This window comes from Gilliamella sp. CG13 (assembly GCF_046635805.1).
GTDB lineage: Bacteria > Pseudomonadota > Gammaproteobacteria > Enterobacterales > Orbaceae > Gilliamella > Gilliamella apicola_I.
The window spans coordinates 810,501-830,590 of the sequence record NZ_JBIDFM010000001.1 but is presented as its reverse complement, the minus strand read 5'-3'; the positions used below and the strand labels follow the sequence as shown (position 1 = coordinate 830,590).

Below are 20,090 nucleotides of genomic sequence, written 5' to 3'. Positions count from 1 at the left end.
TCCTTATCTAATTTAAATGTTCTTGATGTAACATTAGACTAAAAAAATTAATAGATCTTATTGATGATATTAATAAAAGATAAAAATTCTTAAGTTTTAATTACTGTGTCAAATTTTTTCAATATTCACTGAACTTTTATTTATCTAAAAATTAGCTGTATATAACTTAATGCATTAACAATTGATGAAAGGTGGAAATAATATGAATAGAAATTTATATCGAATTATTTTTAATAAAGCTCGAAATGTATTTATTGTTGTATCCGAACTGGTTAAATCGCATCAAATGGTGGCAAGTAATAAAAATAAAGTTGGAATAATTCATCAAAAACACGGCTCAATTTACCCAGCAAAACCCTTCAAAATAAAACCTTTAATATTTATATCGTATATCGCATTGGGAATGGTTAGTCTGATTGATAGCTGTTATGCTACCAATATTGTCGCAGACAAAACAGCCGATCGTAGTCAACGCCCCGATATTTATCAACATTCTGACGGCATCAAAATAATTAATATTACTAATCCATCGAGTAGTGGGGTTTCACATAATAAATATACTCAATTTGATGTATCCAAAAAAGGAGTGATATTAAATAATGGAACAGATCGATATGCAACGCAATTAGTGGAGTTTGTTAACGGTAATATATCACTCACACAAAGCGCTAAAGTCATTTTGAATGAAGTCAATTCACCTAATATTAGTCAGTTGAATGGATACATTGAAGTGGCCGGTCCAAAAGCACAAGTGATCATTGCCAACCCAGCGGGTATAACCTGTAATGGATGTGGTTTTATCAATGCTGACCGAGCAACTTTAACAACCGGTAAACCGCTAGTAGAAAACGGAAAATTGACTGGGTATCAAGTTGAACGTGGACATATTTATGTTACGGGTCAAGGCTTAAAAAATACCGGGCAAGATTATACGGATATCATTGCTCGAAGTGTGAAAATTAATGCTGAATTATGGGCTAATAAAGAAATTAATGTGATAGCAGGTCAAAATAATGTCGGTACAGATTTAAGCTTTACTGAGAATAAAAAAGATGAAATCTATCAAGATAGATTTAATTATGGTATTGATGTATCTGCTTTAGGTGGCATGTACGCAGGTAAAATTACATTGAGTGCAAATGAACAAGGTGTCGGTGTGCGTAATTCAGGAACGTTGGGCGTAAGTGCTGGAGACCTTAACATCAATGCCAATGGTATCATTATTAATAACAATTATATGACGGCAAAGGATTCAATTAATTTTAATAGTTCTGGAATAAGAAACAATACGACTATAGAAAGTGGAAAAAATCTTAATATACAAAGTCAATATGTAGAAAATTTCGGTAAGCTTTCCGCTGGAGAACAATTTACTGCTGATAGCGGTTATATATTAAATACAAATGATATCAAATCAAAAAATGTTCAACTTAAAGCCCAATATGTTAAAAATTATGGTGTTATTGAAGCAAGTAATGATATAACTATGAAAGCTAACGACACGTATAATGCAAACAAAATATTGGCGGAAAATAATATTGCCCTATCTGGTTACACTATTTTTAACGACAAACAAAGTTTGATTCAATCACAGAACCAAAACATCCAACTAAAATCCAGTATTTTTGAAAATCAAGGCACGATAAAATCATATCATCTTTATGTAAATAGTGATGACTTTATAAATAACAGCACTGGAAATATTGAAATTGGTAAATATATTAATATAAAGGGGTCGTCATTTAAAAATTATGGTTTAGTTAAGTCTTCAGTTGATTTAGATAGTTCGGTAATTCATTTGAATAACTATGGAAAACTTTTATCCGATCGCATTAATATAAACGCTTTTTACTTTATAAATGCAGGGAAAGGTGAGTTAACAGCTAATTCAATATCTTTAACTGGTTCAAATTTAGAAAACTACAATGTAATCTATGGAGGTGGAAATTTATCTATTTCTGAAAAAGAATATCTTTACAATCAAGGAGAACTGAATTCAAAAGGGGATCTGTCCATTTACGGCAAAATTTTCAAAAATGACTGGAATGGTAGGATTACTTCTTACAATATATCACTATCAAGTGAAAAACTTGAAAATCATAATTTAATTGAAGGGTATAATAACTTAACAATTAACGCTACTGATTTATATAACCAAGGCGAATTATCATCTTTTAAATCAGCGTTGATAAGTCAAGGCTATTTCAAAAATGATTGGAATGGATTCGTTAAAGGTAGCAATATCACGATTACTGGAAAAAATTTTGAAAACCATAACCAAGTTACTGCAGAAAAGTTATTAAGTATAGATTCAACAAAAGTTTATAATCAAGGAACATTAGCTTCTGAACAAACCTTAAATACCAATTCAGATTATTTAATAAATGATTGGAAAGGTCAAATGCAAGGATATGATATCAATATTTCAGGAGAAAAGTTTGAAAATAATAATATTGTTGATGTATACAAAACAATGTCTATAAAATCTAAGGATGTTTATAATCAAGGAAAACTTATTTCTGAACATGCGATAGATTTAACACCAACTAAACTGTTCAATGATTGGAACGGTGTAATTATTGCTGGATTAGAATTATTCATATCAGGTAACGAATTTGAAAATCACAATCTAGTTAGATCTAACACTGTACAGAAAATTGATGTTGATAAAGTTTATAATCAAGGTCAACTAATTGGGGATAAAGAGCTTTATATAAAAGCAAAAAAAGTTAATAATGATTGGCACGGTAAAATTTATGGTATTAATATTTATGTTGATGTTCCTGAACTAATCAATAATGGATTGATTATTGGAGATATCAAAAGTAAAGAGTTATAAGTAAATTATTGAACTGCTTTTTTACAAGAAACAATAACGATCCTAGTTTATTGATGGAAAAAACTGGGATCGTAATTAACTATTTATATAAATTATAAATAGTTTTTAAATTTATATTCTCTTAATAATGATTAATTTAACATTAATTTTTACGCAGATAGCCTAAAACCCGAAATGAATCAATCTTCCATAGACCGTCTTTATAAATTAAAGGAATCGTTTCACGAGAGCTAGCATTAGGACCAGGGTTTTGCTGGACAATTTCTATCTCATTATCGCTGACTTTACTGATAATAGCGACATGACCATATCTGCTCCATCCCATGACAATGATATCCTCAACTTGAGGTTTTGACGCTGAACCATTGTGATATTGCAGTAGATTACGTTTGGGATTGATTTTTCCGTCGGCGATAGAATCATCAAAAAAATCTTTCGCATGACCATAACTATCTGGCATCTTATGATCAAAGCGCTCATAGTAATAACGCTTAATAAATTCGACGCATTGGTATTTCAAACCGAGATTATATCCATCTTTAGACGTATTGCGTCCACTCACATTACCTACATGACCATTATAGTAAACTTTGACACCATTAAATTCATCGACAACAACGCCTACTTTATCTGTATCAACCAGAAAATACGCATAAATTTGTTGACAAAAAAGGTAGCTACTTAATGACAAAATCAACATAATTAAAAACAAACTTTTTTTATATTTGAAGAGTCGTTTCATTGTTATTCCTTATTTAATCATTTGAGTATTTAGATTTTGTTTTTTTATTCATCATAGCTTTTTATCAATAAAAGTAAAATATATAAAATATGAATATATTGATTCAAATATCAATATAACTTCATTATTATGGACTAAGAAAATAGTCGTATAAGGTTGTGACATGATAAGACTAATTAAAATTATAGTAAGTGGTTCGGTGCAAGGTGTCGGTTTTCGTTTTTTTACTTATCAACAAGCAGTAAAAATAGGCTTAGTGGGTTATGTTAAGAATTTAGAAAATGGTGCCGTTGAAATAATTGCACAAGGTAATAATCAACAGATTTCACAGCTAATACTGTGGTTAGAGCATGGTGGACCGCGATCTGCTCGCATTACCCAAATTAATATGAGTGAATTACCACTCCAAGAAAATTTAACTTCTTTTAATGTCAGATATTAATTTAATGAAAAATGCAGTAAAATATCTTAAATTTCTGGCTTAATTAAATAATATTTTTTCCTAACTTGTGAATAACTTTATGAGCGTAATTGACTTCTGTTATGAATAAAAAAAACTTAATCTGTATTTTACTTCTCATTATTGTGATTGGCGTTTACTATAATTATCAGAAAGATAATGATGTTGTCACTCAACCTGTTACAGATTTATCTAATACGCCTATTTATCAAAGTGATGAAATGATAACTAAAATTTATGATTTGTCAGGAGAAATTATTTATAAAATTGAATCAGCACATGTCCGTTATTTTGATGATACGGATAATACCGAATTTGATTTACCTAATTTTACCCTTTATGATGCCGATCATGTTGCCACTTGGCATATTAAAGCAAAAAAAGCAACCTTGACTGATGATAAATTGATTTATCTTTATCAGGATGTTCAGTTAGATAATCTTGTGCCAGATGCTCAATTGCAACAAGTAAAAACGGATAAAGCGGTGGTTGATTTAAATACACAACATGTCACATCTAAAGACCCTGTAATACTCAAAGGCATTGGATTTTACTCAACAGGCATTGGGTTAGATGGTGATTTACAAGCCAAAACGGCTAATATCCTTGAAAATATAAAAACGTATTATAATACTGAGGCAAAATAAAAAATGAGTTCGCAAAAAAAAGTTATTCTTCCATTATTTTTACTATTATCTGTGTCATTTTGTTGTTTTGCGGATCAATCCAATATTCAAATTTCAAATGAAAATCAAGAACAAACGCCAAAAACAACAATTAACAATAAACCGATTGCTATTGATGCCGATAATCAACAAATTGATATTGAAAAAAATACCATTACTTTTAGTGGTAATGTGAATATTGTTCAAGATGAATTAACTATTATTGCAGATAAAGTTGTTATTACAGATATGCAAGATTCATCAAAACAAAAAATCACTGCTTATGGCAAACCAGTAAAGTTTAAGCAAATCTTACCTGAAAAAAATAAAATTGTAACAGGTCACGCTTCACAAGTAATCTACAGTGTTAAAGACAATAAGGTAACATTGCAAGGTAATGCCCACATGTATCAACAAGATAATCATGTTAGCAGTGAACTCATTACTTATGATGTCAAAAAACAATACATTACTGCACATTCAAATAATAACGCACGAGTTAAGAGCACTATCTTACCTAATCAAGTAAAAGAGATGAATAAATAAAATGTCAATATTAAAGGCAGAAAATTTAGCCAAAGTTTATAAAAAACGGCGCGTTGTGGAAGATGTGAGCTTAACAGTCAATTCGGGCGAAATAGTCGGATTGCTAGGGCCTAATGGCGCAGGTAAAACAACCACATTTTATATGGTCGTTGGTATAGTGGCGTTAGATGCGGGTAAAATCTATCTGGATGACGATGATATTAGTATTTTACCATTACATGAACGTGCTCAAAAAGGAATAGGTTACTTACCTCAAGAAGCCTCAATTTTCAGAAAACTATCTGTTATTGATAATATCATGTCGATTTTAGAAACTCGCCGAGACATAGATAAAAATGAAAAATTAGAAAGAGCAGAAGAACTGCTTGAAGAATTTCATATTACGCATATTCGGGATAGTATTGGTCAATCTTTATCGGGTGGTGAACGGCGACGAGTTGAAATTGCCAGAGCTTTAGCGGCTAATCCAAAATTTATTTTGTTGGATGAACCTTTTGCTGGCGTTGACCCGATTTCAGTAATTGATATTAAAAATATAATAAAACATCTACGTGATCGTGGACTTGGTGTTTTAATCACTGATCACAATGTACGTGAAACTTTAGATGTCTGCGAAAGAGCTTATATCGTCAATAAAGGTCATTTGATTGCCGATGGAACACCAAGTAGTATCTTAAGTAACGAATATGTCAAACGCGTTTACTTAGGAAATGAATTTAGACTATGATAAAACCTAGTTTTCAGCTGAAAGTATCCCAACAATTATCGATGACGCCACAATTACAACTTGCTATTCGATTACTTCAGTTGTCAACTTTGGAATTACAACAAGAAATTCAAACCGCACTTGAAAATAATCCTTTATTAGAAATTGCTGAACACTATGACGAAATTAACGTTGACGAAAGTGCGGTGACTGAAAATTTAGATACCCGTGAAGCATTAGATAGCCCAGAAATACCTGAGGATATACCATTAGATGCATCCTTAGATGATATTTATTCAGCTGGGACACCGTCTGGTACTTATTCGGATTATCGTAACGATGAATTACCTATCTATCAGGGTGAAACTCATGAAACGCTATACGATTATCTAAAATGGCAACTTGATCTTACCCCTTTTAGCGAGACTGATCGCGCCATTGCAATTTCAATCATTCAAGCCATTGATGATCGCGGTTATTTAACGGCGACAACTCAAGAACTGCTTGAAGCGCAAGGTAATGCTGAAATAGAGCTTGATGAAATTGAGGCTGTTTTAAAGCGGATTTGGCATTTTGACCCAATTGGCGTGGGAGCCAGAACGCTACAAGAGTGTCTGTCAATTCAAATTCAATATTTAGATGCCCCAAAATTAGTTAAACAGATAATTGATAATCATTTGGAATTATTGGCAAGCCGTGATTATCGAACATTGAAAAAATTACTCAATGTGAGTGAGGAACAACTTAAAGCATCGATTGAATTTATCAAGCATTTACATCCTTATCCTGGTGACCTGCTGAATACGACGCAACCTGATTATGTTGTTCCCGATGTACTAGTTAAAAAAGTGGCGGGTAAATGGCAGGTTGAGTTGAATACTGATACCATACCCAACCTACGCATTAATCAACACTATGCGAAAATGGCAAAATCGGCTAATGATAGCGATAGTCAATATATTCGTGCAAATTTGCAAGAAGCGAATTGGTTTATAAAAAGTATTGAAAGTCGCAATGAAACTTTATTCAAAGTGAGTCAATTTATTGTTGAACATCAACAAGCTTTTTTTGAGCATGGAACAGAGCAGATGAAACCGTTGATTTTATCTGATGTTGCCACGGCAATTGATATGCATGAATCCACTGTTTCGAGAGTAACATCGCAAAAATATTTGCAATGTCCGAGGGGAATATTTGAACTCAAGTTCTTTTTCTCCAGCCATGTTAATACGGAATCAGGTGGCGAAGCCTCATCTACTGCAATTCGAGCTTTAATCAAAAAATATATTTCAGCAGAAGACCGAAAAAAACCATTAAGTGATAGTAAGTTAGTCTCAATATTTGAAGATCAGGGTATTATTATTGCACGCCGTACCGTCGCCAAATATCGAGAAGCGTTATCTATTCCACCGTCAAATCAGCGTAAACAACTTTAGTTATACCGTTAATTTTATTCAATCATCATTTAGGGGGGATAACTTTACTGACTGGTGATGAAGCAAAAACTATCAACCATTGAAAATGATCGCTAGATTGTTTAATTGAATTCACTCATCTTGATGATTTATTGTCATATTCTTTGTTACTTTTTATTCCTTATGAACAATTTATGGTCATAATTTTCTGATGTAAAAATAAGTTGCGGAAATATATATTATATTGGTCATCTAAGTGAAGTGTTATTGGTTGACTTATTTTAAAAAAAGGTGATATACCATCGCTTAAATAGTAATAAGCGATGATATCTTCATTAAGAGCTTATGCTAAAAAAGAAGGGATTTTATATTCAAATGCACTGATTGCATCTTCATGTTGTAGCGTTAAACCAATATTATCTAATCCATTTAATAAACAATGGCGTTTAAATGCATCAATTTTAAAAGGATATTGCTTATCGCCTGCAATCACGACTTCGTTAACCAGATCGATAGTAAATTCGATTCCTTCATTGGCTTCAACAATTTTGAAAAGTTGATCAATATCTTCTTCTGACAGATTCACTAACAATAGTTGATTGTTAAACGAGTTGTTATAAAAAATATCGGCAAAACTCGATCCGATAATCGTTTTAAACCCATAATCTGCTAATGCCCATGGTGCATGCTCACGAGAAGATCCACAACCAAAGTTTTCACGAGCTAATAAAATACTTGCCCCCTTATAACGAGGTTTATTTAACACAAATTCTGGATTTGGTTGTTCGCCAATATCATCTAAAAAACGCCATTCATGAAAAGCATGTTTACCAAATCCAGTACGAGTTACTTTTTGTAAAAATTGTTTTGGAATAATCGCATCGGTATCAACATTAGCCGCATCTAAAGGAACGACTAGTCCTGTGTGTGTTGTAAATTTTGCCATGACCGTCTCCTTAAAATGGTTTGCGAATATCTGTAAAATAGCCAGTGATTGCTGCTGCGGCAGCCATAGCAGGACTGACTAAATGCGTTCTGGCGTCTCGACCTTGTCGCCCTTCAAAATTACGATTACTGGTCGATGCACAGCGATCCCCCGGTGCTAATTTATCATCATTCATGGCTAAACACATTGAACACCCAGGTAGACGCCACTCAAAACCCGCATCGATAAAAATCTTATCTAAACCTTCGGCTTCAGCTTGTTGCTTCACAGGCCCCGAACCAGGCACCACCAAAGCTTGCACCCCGTTAGCGACTTTACGTCCTTGAGCAATTTTTGCCGCGGCACGGAGATCTTCAATTCGAGAATTAGTACAGGATCCAATAAAGACTTTATTAATCTTGATATCACTCATTTTTGTCCCTGCGGTTAATCCCATATAGGTTAATGCACGCTGAGCAGACTGTTTTTCAATGGGATCGGCAAAATCATTTGGGTTTGGCACGGCGGCATCAATGGATGTGACCTGTCCGGGATTGGTTCCCCAAGTGACTTGTGGGGCAATATCTTTGGCTTCAAGAGTAACAACACGATCAAAATGTGCACCGTCATCGGTTTTTAAGGTTTTCCAATAATCTACCGCTTTGTCAAAATCGTCCCCTTTTGGTGAAAATTGGCGACCTTTTAAGTATGCAAAGGTGACTTCATCGGGTGCTACCAGACCAGCCTTAGCTCCCATTTCAATTGCCATATTACATAGTGTCATACGGCCTTCCATTGATAAGGCTTTAATGGCCTCACCGCAAAACTCAACGACATGCCCTGTGCCACCAGCACTGGTTGTCTTACCGATAATGGCTAAAATAATATCTTTAGCGGTAATGCCGTCGGCCACTTGACCTTTCACTTCGATTCTCATGGTTTTAGCACGACCTTGTTTTAAGGTTTGCGTTGCTAATACATGTTCAACTTCTGATGTGCCAATACCAAAAGCGAGTGCGCCAAATGCGCCATGTGTTGCAGTATGTGAATCCCCACAAACTATTGTCATACCGGGTAATGTCATCCCTTGTTCTGGGCCGACAACATGGACGATACCTCGCAATGGACTGTGTAGCCCATAAAGTGAAACACCAAATTCTTCAGCATTTTTGGCAAGTTCAGTTAATTGAATTTGAGCCATTTCGCTACATGCATTTAAATCATTACTTTTGGTTGAGGTATTATGATCCATGGTTGCAAAGGTTTTATGGGGTTGTCTCACTTTTCGATTCATCGCTCGTAAACCATCAAAAGCTTGAGGTGAGGTCACTTCATGAACTAAGTGACGGTCGATATATAAAATAGGTGTTTCATTTGGCGCTTCATACACAACATGCGCATCATATAATTTTTGATACAATGTTTTTGGGTTTGTTGACATTGCTTTATTCCTTTATTGTTATCCTGAAGATTAACCGAATTTTTTCAACTTAAGCATATTAAATTTTGTTAGATAAAACGGCAGATAGCATCGCCCATTTCATCGGTTGAAACATACTGACCGCCTCGAGCTAAATCAATTGTTCTGATGCCTTGTTCCAGCGCTTGATTAACTGCATTTTCAATTGCTTTAGCAATATCATCACGTTTTAAGCTATAACGGACTAATAATGCTAAAGAGAGTATTTGGGCGGCTGGATTGGCAATATTTTTTCCTGCTATATCGGGCGCACTACCACCAGCAGGTTCATATAACCCAAAACCTTGCTCATTTAGACTCGCAGAAGGTAGCATTCCCATTGAACCGGTTATCATGGCACATTCATCCGATAAAATGTCGCCAAATAGGTTTGAACATAAAATCACGTCAAATTGTGAAGGGTCTTTCACCAGTTGCATAGTGGCATTATCAATATACATATGTTCAAGCGTGACATCGGGATAATCTTTAGCAATTTCAGTGACAACTTCTCGCCATAATATTGATGTTTGTAAAACATTGGCTTTATCTACCGAGGTGACTTTTTTACGTCTAATTTTAGCTGCTTCAAAAGCCATTTTTGCGATACGTTCAATTTCAAATCGATGATAGACTTCGGTATCATAAGCTCTTTCTTGGGCACCTGTGCCTTCACGTCCTTTGGGTAAACCAAAATAGATTCCGCCAGTTAATTCCCGCATACATAAAATATCAAAGCCACGTTTAGCAATGTCTTCACGTAAAGGACAAAGTTCTTCTAAACCTTGATAAAGACTTGCTGGTCGCATATTAGCAAATAATTTGAAATGTTTACGTAGTGGTAATAATGCACCACGTTCTGGCTGTTGATCAGGGGGTAAATGTGTCCATTTAGGCCCGCCAACAGATCCAAACAATATGGCATCGGCTTTTTCACAACCTTCCAGTGTGTCATTAGGTAGTGGACAGCCATGAATATCAATCGCTGCGCCACCCACATCGTATTCACTTGTGGTAATAGAAAGTTGATATTTTTGACGGATAATATCAAGCACTTTATAGGCTTGTTTCATGACTTCTGGCCCAATTCCATCCCCAGGTAATACTGCAATATGGTAATTTTGTGACATGTTTTTATTCCTTAACAATCTCATTAAAATTGGTTATTTTGTTCCTGATGAACAAAACAAGATTCGTTCTCAATCATGATGTAATTTTTGTTTTTCCTCGGCAACTTGGTTTGCTCGATAAACATTATTCAAGACATTTATCAATGCTAAAGCTGACGAATGCACAATATCGGTAGCTAGCCCAACGCCGTGAAATTTTCGACCTTTATATTCAGCAACAATATCAACCTGACCTAGCGCATTTTCGCCTTGACCTTTTGATGCCAATTGATATTTAACAATTGAAATAGGTTCGCCAGTAATACGATTTATTGCTTGATAAACGGCATCGACGGGGCCATTACCAGTTGCTGCATCAGAGAATTTTTGATCACCAATAATTAAGCTTACTGATGCAGTCGATACGACCGTGGAACCTGATTGAACATTAAAGTAATCTAATTTGTAATGATCTTGTTCATCTTTCAATTGATTAATGAATATTAATGCTTCAAGATCATAATCAAAAACTTGTCCTTTTTTGTCTGCCAATTCAAGAAAAGCTTCATAAACTTGATCTAAATTATAGTCTGTATCATGGTAGCCTAATTCTTCTAAGCGATGCTTAACCGCTGCACGCCCTGAACGTGAAGTAAGATTCAATTGAATTTGGTTTAACCCAATTGATTCGGGGGTCATGATTTCGTAGGTTTCTCGGTTTTTTAGAATACCATCTTGATGAATACCGGATGAGTGCGCAAAAGCATTACTGCCAATAACGGCTTTATTCGCCGGTATTGGCATATTGGTAATTTGACTGACAATTTGACTGGTACGATAAATTTCTTGATGATTGATGTTAGTATGAACATTTAGGATATTTTGACGAACTTTGATCGCCATAATCACTTCTTCCAAAGCGGTGTTTCCTGCTCGTTCACCTAAACCATTCATCGCCCCTTCAATTTGCCGAGCACCTTCTTGAATCGCGCTAATCGAGTTAGCCACCGACATACCCAAGTCATCATGACAATGAACAGAGATAATCGCTTTATCAATGTTCGGGACACGTTCAAATAAGGTACGAATAATGCCACCAAATTGATAAGGAACAGTATAACCGACAGTATCTGGGATATTGATCGTCGTTGCCCCGGCTTTAATTGCCGCTTCAACGATCCGACATAAGTTATCAATTGGGGTACGACCTGCATCTTCACAAGAAAACTCCACATCATTAGTATAATTACGTGCACGCTTAATGCAGTGCACAGCCCTGTCAACGACATCATCAAATGTCATTTTTAATTTATCTTGTACATGTAACGTCGATGTTGCCATAAATGTATGAATGCGAAACTGATCCGCAACTTTCAATGCTTCAGCTGCAACATCAATATCCTTATCAATACAGCGTGATAGCGCACAAACCCGACTATCTTTGATGGTTTTTGCAATGGTTTGTACCGATTCAAAATCACCGGGAGAAGAAACAGGAAAACCAACCTCCATAACATCAACTCGCATACGTTCTAAAGCTAATGCAATTTGCAATTTTTCTTTTACACTTAGACTTGCTTGTAATGCCTGTTCGCCATCACGTAATGTTGTATCAAAAATAATGACTTGGTTGCTCATTGTTTTTTTCCTTTTCTTATTTGCGCTATCTCGGTGTTTAGCGTTATAAAACAAAAAACCCGCACTTTAGCGCGGGTTATTGTTAATTTGTCGAGTATTTTATATTTAAAACTTTTACTCCAAACACAAGCTATCCGCGCAAGATGATGCGAGGAGGAGGCTGAGGTTGTAAGTTAAAAAGTTAATAAACATAAAAATCTCTAAATTCAACAGTTATACAAAATAAATTGGTGTTATTTTTACCAAATGCTGATGAATGTGTCAACGATTATTTGTCAATGAATAAAAAATATTCTAAACTAAAATTGTCTATGCCTTATTCTAACTATTATTCTCGACTAATTTTCAAAGTTCGTCCTATCAAAATAATATATTGAGCGTCTTATCATTCTGGTTATACTATTTCTTATGGTATTAATTATTTAAATCATTAATTAAGGACATTAAAATGAACATAGTTGAAATTTCAGAAAAACGTTATACCACAAAACATTATGATCCAACTAAAAAAATTCCGGCTGAGGTGATTGAACAACTTTTAACAGTATTAAGAAACAGTCCATCTTCGGTTAACTCTCAACCGTGGCATTTTTATGTTATTGATAACGAAGCCACTAAAAATAAAATTTTGCCAGCAATAGCTGATTTTAATCAACCACGTGTCACCGGCTCATCACATACTATTGTTTTTTGCATTAAAACCCCGTTGGATGAAGCCCATTTAGTCAATCTCCTTAATCAAGAAGAGAAAGACGGACGTTTGCCTTCGGCGGAATTAAAGGCGTCTCAAGATCAGGGTCGACGTTATTTTGTAAATTTAAACAGCAAGACACCTGAATCGCAACAGTGTTGGGAAGGTAAACAAGCCTATATTGCGTTAGGGCAATTGCTTTTTGCCGCTGCGGCAATTGGTGTGGATTCTACTGCAATAGAGGGTTACGATTCTGCAAAAATGGATGAAATTTTAGATCTTAAAAACAAAGGATTGAAAAGCATTGTGGTTGCAACATTAGGTTATCGTGCTCAAGATGATGGTAATGCGCATCGTCCTAAATCACGTCTGCCGAAAGATCAAATCTTCACCTTCTTATAATCTGATTAACATCCCACCTCGTATTAGGTGGGATGAGTAAAAAGGGTATGGTATTACTTCTCTGAATAATTGCTATAGTGTTTCAGTTTCTCTTCCAGCACTTGTTGTTGTTTAAAAGAAAACTCTTCATAAAAAAAGAAATAACCCATATCTTGCTGTATAAAAAACGCATAACCTTTTGGTGTTTTCTCGATTTTGAAAAATTCAGCATAGTTAATATTAAAATAATTTTCTACTCTTTTTTGGTAATTGAATGCTATATGATCATTATAAAAAATACAGGTCATACTGCGAAAGCGTTCATTTAATGTTAAAACCTGTTTTCTTGCTTGCTGTTTAAGACTAAAATTAAGTATCGTAGGTAATAAAATAATAGCTAATATGAAAGCTAATACAGACAGTGGCAAATTTTTTATAATTGCCGCCAACAAACCTAAAACGGAAAAGAAAATAGATAAAGTCAACGTAGTTTTGTAATGATTGCGAGATATATGACGAAATAAAACATATAATCGTTGATAGTCAAATTGATAATTTATCGTTGCTATTTCGGGTTGTTGATTTTTGCTTAAATAAGGAGCCAGATAATCTTTTAGCAGCAGTAACTCATCCTGTTGAAACAGATCATAACGAACAAATTCAAAAATTATCTTATTATAAAAAAAAAATAACCCAGTTGTGGTTTCTTTTATTTGATATAGATCAGAGTAATAGAAAGTACTGACTTCGTTTTTATCGTTATTTAGCTTCACTATTTTTTCATTATCGAAGGTGAAGGTAAAATTACGCATATTATCAGCAATTGAATCATCTATTTTTTGTGTAAACTCATCATCCAAACAATCTTGCAGCGCGTAATAAGTATCGACAATATATTGTCGATCAATATGGCAATTAACTGTGATGTTACTCATTCTTGCTCCTAAAATGGTCTTTATCACTCATACTGTCAATTTAATAGGTTATTAATTATATATAAAACCAATTATATTGCATGTTAAACATAAAAGAGAGTGAATAAATCTAATCAATTCGACAAATAACCCTAGACCCCATTGACAGAATCGTTACAATATACGGCATGACTTTTATAGTAAGTAAAATTAACTTGGCTATGATTAATTTAACAAACGGATGATGTTTTATGGCGCAATATGTTTATACCATGAATCGTGTTGGGAAGATTGTTCCTCCTAAACGTTATATTTTAAAAGATATCTCTTTAAGTTTTTTCCCTGGTGCTAAAATTGGTGTTCTTGGCTTAAATGGGGCAGGTAAATCGACATTACTACGAATTATGGCAGGAGTGGATACCGAAATTGAAGGTGAAGCTCGTCCACAGCCGGACATAAAAATAGGTTATTTACCGCAAGAACCTAAACTTGATCCTAAGCAAACTGTACGTGAAGCAATTGAACAAGCTGTTGGTGATGCCAAAAAAGCATTGGCTCGTTTAGATGAAGTTTATGCGGCTTATGCTGATCCAGATGCTGATTTTGACAAATTAGCCAAAGAACAAGCTGAACTTGAAGCAATTATTCAATCGCAAGATGCGCATAATCTGGATAATCAATTAGAACGAGCTGCCGATGCGCTACGCCTGCCTGATTGGGATGCAAAAATCGAAAATTTATCGGGTGGTGAGCGTCGCCGTGTTGCTATTTGCCAGTTATTGCTGGAAAAACCGGACATGTTATTAATTGACGAACCGACTAACCATTTAGATGCTGAATCTGTGGCATGGTTAGAACGCTTTTTACATGACTATGAAGGCACTGTAGTCGCTGTAACCCATGACCGTTACTTCTTAGACAATGTTGCTGGTTGGATTTTAGAGCTAGACCGTGGCGAAGGTATTCCATGGGAAGGTAATTACTCATCTTGGCTTGAACAGAAAGATCAGCGATTAGCGCAAGAAGCAGCAACCGAATCTGCTCGCCGTAAATCGATTGAAAAAGAGCTTGAATGGGTACGCCAAAATCCAAAAGGTCGCCAAGCAAAAAGCAAAGCCCGTCTAGCCCGTTTTGAAGAGCTTAATAGCAACGATTACCAAAAACGTAATGAAACTAATGAACTCTTTATTCCGCCTGGGCAACGTTTAGGTGATAAAGTTATCGAAGTGCAAAACTTAACTAAATCCTATGGTGATCGAGTATTAATCGATAATCTGTCATTTAGTATTCCTAAAGGGGCGATTGTTGGGATCATTGGTCCAAATGGTGCGGGTAAATCGACGCTATTTAGAATGCTATCGGGTAAAGAACAACCAGATTCAGGAACTATCACATTAGGTGATACCGTACAACTTGCCTCTGTCGATCAATTCCGTGACAGTATGGATGATAATAAGACTGTTTGGGATGAAATTTCAAATGGGCAAGATATTATGCGTATTGGTAACTTCGAAATTCCAAGCCGTGCCTATGTTGGTCGTTTTAATTTTAAAGGCGTTGATCAGCAAAAAAGAGTTGGTGAGTTGTCTGGTGGTGAACGTGGTCGGGTGCATTTAGCTAAGTTATTACAAGTTGGTGGTAATGTACTATTACTCGATGAGCCAACCAATGACCTAGATGTTGAAACACTGCGAGCGCTTGAAAATGCGTTATTAGAGTTTCCGGGCTGTGCATTAGTTATTTCGCATGACCGTTGGTTCTTAGATCGTATTGCAACCCATATTTTAGACTACCAAGATGAAGGGCATGTGGAGTTCTTTGAAGGTAACTTTACCGAATATGAAGAGTGGAAAAAACGGACTTTAGGGGCAGAAGCCTTAGAGCCGAAACGTGCCAAATACAAACGTATAGCAAAATAGGTTGTATCGACTTCCGCCGATAACCACGGCGGAATATGACAGGGACTTAACTGGCTATAATGTTGGATCGAGATTATTTGAGGCTTTAATTATTTTCGAAAAAGCGTCAATTAAAAGAGGAGGAATCGATTTTACTCCTCTTGATTTTGCATCATCACAAACTGCAATCGCTAAATCAGGTTTTGAGCTATTATGGATCGCTTTTTGAATAATTTTATGGACGGGCAAATCAATATATTCAACAGTATGATAGGCCGCTAATTTATACACATGGCTAAAACCATTTTTAAAAAGAAAATTCTCGATGTCTCGAGCGGGCAAAATAGTTAAATACTCATTCGGGTCTTTATCCGAAGGACACAAAGATTTTAACGTTTCAGCATATTTTTTACCTGCCATATCGCCGTCGGTAATGACATACCAGTGAATCCCCATTTTATTGGCATACTTAATTAATGGTTTTAAACCACATTGAGCAAATTCCAGTAACTGCACGCCTTCAGAACTAAGATGATATCCGCTTTGTTCTGCGAGTTCTCGTAGTAACCAGACTTCCGTTTCACCCTCCACTAATAGCCAGCAACGTGCAAAGATAGCACTTGCCCGTCGATAGAGAACATGAAATAAGATTCGACGGTTATCATCAACACTTAATGAATTTGGTGCAATATATTTTGTCACTATCTGATCAGGTAGACGAATCAACCGATAAATATTTTCTAATGGAAAGAGAGAAACGAGATCACTTGAATTGGAGGTGATGATTTTTTGTGTAGGTAGATTTTTTAGTAATCGGAAACCAATTGATAAAATAATTGGATGAAGTTGGCTTTCTGGCTCTTCTAAAATTAAAATTGGTACTGCGTTTTGCGTTAAAGGATTATCACTTTTGGCAATCATAATAGAGCCGAAAATATCTAACAAAGCTGTCCGTAAATAGCGATTATCAAGCTCATCTAAAATATTATTAATGCGTTCAAGTGAATTCCAATCTTCACTACGAGGGCTATTTTTCTTTGCGACATTTTGATAACGTTGTTCAGGATTGCCAAAATAGTATTCTAATAAAGCACGTCCAGCTTTTAAGCCTTGTTGCAATTCATCTTGACTTAACTGTGCTGAGTGTTCGTGTAACTGTTTAGAAAGTTGATCTATAAAATATTCTGATAAAGGTTGATTGGTGACAGGTAGGTTAGGCGTATTCGTTGCATTTTTAAGGGCGACTACTGGATTAAGTTCAATAAGGGTTGCAATGAATGAATCTGGATCGGAAAGCGTATAGCGCTTGTTGTGATAATCAACTAAATTATGTTGGCTAATAATATTTGTATTGTGTTTATTAGCCGTGAGTTGATAAGTAATTCGTCTAAAATTATCTTGTTCTATTTGATAAGCAACAGCTTGTAAAGGTTGATGACTTTGGTTATTCAGCTCATTTTCATAAGATTCGCAATAAGTTGCAGTAATACTAATTTTATTGCCATAATTTTCATGTTTATCGTGATAAAAATCGGAATCAACAAATTGATAAAATTTTTTATCCAGTGATAAAAGGGTTAGTGCACGGATTAAGCTTGAACGTCCCCAACGGTTTTCACCAATCAGAACACTGGCTTGTGAATTTAATTTTAATGATAATCGGCTTATTCCTTGAAATCCTTCAATATCGATTTGTTCAATAAACATAGTATCTCCTTATTGCTAAAGATGATATTTTTCCGTACGTTTACGAATTCTTTCTGCTTTTTGTTGAGTGTGACTAATCAACTTGTGTTCATCTCGTAAAATTGTTTTTAACGGCTTATTAAAATAAACTTTTAAAAATAGCCAAATATCTCGCGTTGTTAAGCCAATATTGCGGGATGAAAAATAGAGTCCAATCAGATCTTTATCACGCCAGCGGGTGGGTACTTGCTGACGAATTTGTGCTCGATGTAAGTCAATAACCGACAATTTTAGTTGTTGATGATTTTCAAACAGTGGTAAATCAAGTAAAAAATGGCACAGATAACAATCACGATGATTAACACCTGCTGCATGCATATTGGCGATCATTTTTGCCAGATAAATAATTAATGAACGCTTTAAGTGATAACTAGGCGGTGTTGTCGCCCATGATTGTGTGAAATCTTCTAAACTAATAGCAGGATTAAGATCATGGGTAATAATAAAGGAGTGACGGGTAAAAGGATTGAAACCTTTACGCCCAAAAGCGCGTCCATCCATCGTATTGACACCCACTTGCTCTAAACGATGTATTGCATCCCATTCTTGTTTGGCATCTAAAACGGGCAATCTGAATGATAACAGATTTTTTAAGATCTCTTTTATTGTTGTACCACGATGAATTTTAATAAAATATGATTGTCCATCTTGTTCAAAATTTAATGTTTTTCGTTGATTAACTGCTCGATAGATAGTGCCCGAAATCAATTCAACTTCAGTAAACGGATCTTTATTTTTCCATATCTGATCGAACGGTGATTTAAGTTTGATTTCATTCATAATGTCTACAACCTAAAATAATGTCTGTGGCACGTTCAGCCAAATGATATAAATCCGCTGTTTCGCCATAGTGGATGGCATTATTATGCCAAGTTAACAATTGTTGTTTATCCGTGATGGCATGATAGACGGCTTGATTGAGTTCAGATTGAACAAACGGTTCGTTAAGTACAACGCCAGCATTAGCATCGTGGATATGATAGGCATAACCTGAAATGCCAGATACAATGACCGGTACACCTGCTGCTAATGCTTCAACTAATACCATACCTGCGGCTTCTTGTCTTGCCGGATGCAGCAGTAAATCGGCTGAAAATAGAAAATCAGGAATATCATCACGACCCGAAAAAAAGCGAACTCGCGGTAAAATACCAAGCTGTTTAGCTAATTTTTGATAATCATCAGCTTTGTCTTGTCCTACAACTAAGTAAACCAATTTTTGTTTTAAGTCTTCAGGCAATGCAGCAATCGCATATAATGTACGGTCAACCCCTTTACGTTTAAAGTCTGAACCAATTTGTACTATGACAAAATCATCCTGATTTATCTGATTGGTTTGTCTAAATAGTTGACGTTTTATTGGTGAATCAGAATTATATTGACGATTTTGTGCAATACCAGGTGGTAGTAATGAAAAACGTGAAGGTTGGGTGTAATAATACTTTTCAAAGTCATGTATTTGCTGTTTAGTAAGAGCCATTATTTGTGTGTGGTGATGTGGATTAAATACCGCATCTTCAAATGCCAAGTAATGCTTACAGCGTGGTAATAATTGATAAAAAAAGCCCTTATGTGACACTTTTTCTGCAAAACAAGTATCGCCTGCAAAATAGACATCCAAATTAGGCATTTTATTAAAACCAACAACACAATCAGCAGGATGCGTTTGTAAATGTGTTTTTACCCAATAATAATAATTTTGGTTTCGATGATGGTTTGAAAGCCCTTTTTTGGGTACTAAGATGATATCAAAATTGACAGGTTTATCGCCTTGCCAGTCCATCACATAGACACGAACTTTATGTCCACGAGCTAAGCAAGCATTAGCAATCTGCAAAAAATCACGTTGCAGACCACCAAAAGGAAAATATTTATAGATACAAAAAGCGAGTTGCATGCACATTGCCTCAAGTGTGAAAGGCATATTATATACTTGTTGCTAGACAAGGTACAAAA

The 20,090-nt window shown here is 35.2% G+C and carries 17 protein-coding genes; 8 read left to right on the top strand and 9 right to left on the bottom strand.

Annotation, left to right across the window (positions count from 1 at the left end; all coding sequences use genetic code 11):
- The first annotated feature begins 202 nt into the window (after positions 1-202).
- Positions 203-2,839: a filamentous hemagglutinin N-terminal domain-containing protein gene (locus tag ACGH6R_RS03795; RefSeq protein ID WP_411598941.1), complete on the top strand. Its 2,637-nt coding sequence runs from the start codon at positions 203-205 to the stop codon at positions 2,837-2,839.
- A 142-nt stretch (positions 2,840-2,981) separates the two neighbouring features.
- Here the strand turns inward: ACGH6R_RS03795 and ACGH6R_RS03790 are convergent, their stop codons facing one another.
- Positions 2,982-3,581 (bottom strand): CHAP domain-containing protein, encoded by a 600-nt coding sequence (locus ACGH6R_RS03790; RefSeq protein WP_411598940.1) that lies wholly within the window; start codon positions 3,579-3,581, stop codon positions 2,982-2,984.
- A gap of 163 nt (positions 3,582-3,744) precedes the next feature.
- On the opposite strand from ACGH6R_RS03790, the gene yccX reads away from it, so the two are divergent.
- The 5 genes from yccX to ACGH6R_RS03765 all read left to right on the top strand — a co-directional run bounded on the left by yccX (position 3,745) and on the right by ACGH6R_RS03765 (position 7,394).
- Positions 3,745-4,023, top strand: coding sequence for an acylphosphatase (gene yccX / locus ACGH6R_RS03785; protein ID WP_267351719.1), 279 nt, complete (start codon positions 3,745-3,747; stop codon positions 4,021-4,023).
- Positions 4,024-4,124: 101 nt separating this feature from the next.
- Positions 4,125-4,688 carry an LPS export ABC transporter periplasmic protein LptC gene (lptC, locus tag ACGH6R_RS03780; protein WP_267359066.1) on the top strand — a complete coding sequence of 188 codons (564 nt, stop codon included), beginning with the start codon at positions 4,125-4,127 and terminating at the stop codon, positions 4,686-4,688.
- Between the two features lie 3 nt (positions 4,689-4,691).
- Positions 4,692-5,252 (top strand): lipopolysaccharide transport periplasmic protein LptA, encoded by a 561-nt coding sequence (gene lptA, locus ACGH6R_RS03775; RefSeq protein WP_065559063.1) that lies wholly within the window; start codon positions 4,692-4,694, stop codon positions 5,250-5,252.
- A gap of 1 nt (position 5,253) precedes the next feature.
- Positions 5,254-5,979, top strand: coding sequence for an LPS export ABC transporter ATP-binding protein (lptB, locus tag ACGH6R_RS03770; RefSeq protein ID WP_065559064.1), 726 nt, complete (start codon positions 5,254-5,256; stop codon positions 5,977-5,979).
- Positions 5,979-7,394: an RNA polymerase factor sigma-54 gene (locus ACGH6R_RS03765; RefSeq protein ID WP_411598968.1), complete on the top strand. Its 1,416-nt coding sequence runs from the start codon at positions 5,979-5,981 to the stop codon at positions 7,392-7,394. Before lptB ends, ACGH6R_RS03765 begins: the two co-directional genes overlap by 1 nt.
- A gap of 322 nt (positions 7,395-7,716) precedes the next feature.
- Here the strand turns inward: ACGH6R_RS03765 and leuD are convergent, their stop codons facing one another.
- The 4 genes from leuD to leuA all read right to left on the bottom strand — a co-directional run bounded on the left by leuD (position 7,717) and on the right by leuA (position 12,504).
- A complete protein-coding gene (gene leuD / locus ACGH6R_RS03760; protein WP_411598939.1) occupies positions 7,717-8,319 on the bottom strand; it encodes a 3-isopropylmalate dehydratase small subunit in 603 nt (200 codons plus the stop codon).
- 10 nt (positions 8,320-8,329) lie between these two features.
- The gene (leuC, locus tag ACGH6R_RS03755; protein ID WP_411598938.1) at positions 8,330-9,739 is read right to left on the bottom strand and encodes a 3-isopropylmalate dehydratase large subunit; all 1,410 of its coding nucleotides are present in this window, start codon (positions 9,737-9,739) and stop codon (positions 8,330-8,332) included.
- 68 nt (positions 9,740-9,807) lie between these two features.
- Positions 9,808-10,887 carry a 3-isopropylmalate dehydrogenase gene (leuB, locus tag ACGH6R_RS03750; RefSeq protein WP_267351712.1) on the bottom strand — a complete coding sequence of 360 codons (1,080 nt, stop codon included), beginning with the start codon at positions 10,885-10,887 and terminating at the stop codon, positions 9,808-9,810.
- A gap of 69 nt (positions 10,888-10,956) precedes the next feature.
- The gene (leuA, locus tag ACGH6R_RS03745; protein ID WP_411596951.1) at positions 10,957-12,504 is read right to left on the bottom strand and encodes a 2-isopropylmalate synthase; all 1,548 of its coding nucleotides are present in this window, start codon (positions 12,502-12,504) and stop codon (positions 10,957-10,959) included.
- A gap of 448 nt (positions 12,505-12,952) precedes the next feature.
- Here leuA and nfsB point away from each other — a divergent pair, with 448 nt between their 5' ends.
- A complete protein-coding gene (nfsB, locus tag ACGH6R_RS03740; RefSeq protein ID WP_267351708.1) occupies positions 12,953-13,597 on the top strand; it encodes an oxygen-insensitive NAD(P)H nitroreductase in 645 nt (214 codons plus the stop codon).
- 53 nt (positions 13,598-13,650) lie between these two features.
- On the opposite strand, the gene ACGH6R_RS03735 is transcribed toward nfsB, so the two are convergent.
- Entirely contained in the window at positions 13,651-14,511 is an 861-nt protein-coding gene (locus tag ACGH6R_RS03735) for a hypothetical protein (protein WP_411598937.1), read from the bottom strand.
- 230 nt (positions 14,512-14,741) lie between these two features.
- Here ACGH6R_RS03735 and ettA point away from each other — a divergent pair, with 230 nt between their 5' ends.
- Complete coding sequence (ettA, locus tag ACGH6R_RS03730; RefSeq protein ID WP_267351704.1) at positions 14,742-16,409, top strand: energy-dependent translational throttle protein EttA; 1,668 nt, start codon at positions 14,742-14,744, stop codon at positions 16,407-16,409.
- 54 nt (positions 16,410-16,463) lie between these two features.
- Here ettA and ACGH6R_RS03725 read toward each other — a convergent pair whose 3' ends face one another.
- Genes ACGH6R_RS03725 through ACGH6R_RS03715 form a run of 3 tightly spaced genes read right to left on the bottom strand, consistent with a single transcriptional unit; the run spans position 16,464 to position 20,031 of the window.
- Complete coding sequence (locus tag ACGH6R_RS03725) at positions 16,464-18,095, bottom strand: DUF2813 domain-containing protein (RefSeq protein ID WP_411598936.1); 1,632 nt, start codon at positions 18,093-18,095, stop codon at positions 16,464-16,466.
- 15 nt (positions 18,096-18,110) lie between these two features.
- Positions 18,111-18,914 (bottom strand): lipopolysaccharide core heptose(I) kinase RfaP, encoded by an 804-nt coding sequence (gene rfaP, locus ACGH6R_RS03720; RefSeq protein WP_411598935.1) that lies wholly within the window; start codon positions 18,912-18,914, stop codon positions 18,111-18,113.
- On the bottom strand, positions 18,907-20,031 hold the full coding sequence (locus ACGH6R_RS03715) for a glycosyltransferase family 4 protein (protein ID WP_267359084.1): 1,125 nt from the start codon (positions 20,029-20,031) through the stop codon (positions 18,907-18,909). Before ACGH6R_RS03715 ends, rfaP begins: the two co-directional genes overlap by 8 nt.
- Positions 20,032-20,090: the final 59 nt, after the last annotated feature.

Excerpts from the sequence above, each read along its gene's own strand:
- leuB (WP_267351712.1), bottom strand. The coding sequence starts at position 10,887 with ATGTCACAAAATTACCATATTGCAGTATTACCTGGGGATGGAATTGGG.
- nfsB (WP_267351708.1), top strand. The coding sequence starts at position 12,953 with ATGAACATAGTTGAAATTTCAGAAAAACGTTATACCACAAAACATTAT.
- ettA (WP_267351704.1), top strand. The coding sequence starts at position 14,742 with ATGGCGCAATATGTTTATACCATGAATCGTGTTGGGAAGATTGTTCCT.
- lptB (WP_065559064.1), top strand. The coding sequence starts at position 5,254 with ATGTCAATATTAAAGGCAGAAAATTTAGCCAAAGTTTATAAAAAACGG.
- ACGH6R_RS03795 (WP_411598941.1), top strand. The coding sequence starts at position 203 with ATGAATAGAAATTTATATCGAATTATTTTTAATAAAGCTCGAAATGTA.
- yccX (WP_267351719.1), top strand. The coding sequence starts at position 3,745 with ATGATAAGACTAATTAAAATTATAGTAAGTGGTTCGGTGCAAGGTGTC.
- leuC (WP_411598938.1), bottom strand. The coding sequence starts at position 9,739 with ATGTCAACAAACCCAAAAACATTGTATCAAAAATTATATGATGCGCAT.
- lptC (WP_267359066.1), top strand. The coding sequence starts at position 4,125 with ATGAATAAAAAAAACTTAATCTGTATTTTACTTCTCATTATTGTGATT.
- leuA (WP_411596951.1), bottom strand. The coding sequence starts at position 12,504 with ATGAGCAACCAAGTCATTATTTTTGATACAACATTACGTGATGGCGAA.
- leuD (WP_411598939.1), bottom strand. The coding sequence starts at position 8,319 with ATGGCAAAATTTACAACACACACAGGACTAGTCGTTCCTTTAGATGCG.
- ACGH6R_RS03735 (WP_411598937.1), bottom strand. The coding sequence starts at position 14,511 with ATGAGTAACATCACAGTTAATTGCCATATTGATCGACAATATATTGTC.
- ACGH6R_RS03715 (WP_267359084.1), bottom strand. The coding sequence starts at position 20,031 with ATGCAACTCGCTTTTTGTATCTATAAATATTTTCCTTTTGGTGGTCTG.
- rfaP (WP_411598935.1), bottom strand. The coding sequence starts at position 18,914 with ATGAATGAAATCAAACTTAAATCACCGTTCGATCAGATATGGAAAAAT.
- ACGH6R_RS03725 (WP_411598936.1), bottom strand. The coding sequence starts at position 18,095 with ATGTTTATTGAACAAATCGATATTGAAGGATTTCAAGGAATAAGCCGA.
- ACGH6R_RS03790 (WP_411598940.1), bottom strand. The coding sequence starts at position 3,581 with ATGAAACGACTCTTCAAATATAAAAAAAGTTTGTTTTTAATTATGTTG.
- lptA (WP_065559063.1), top strand. The coding sequence starts at position 4,692 with ATGAGTTCGCAAAAAAAAGTTATTCTTCCATTATTTTTACTATTATCT.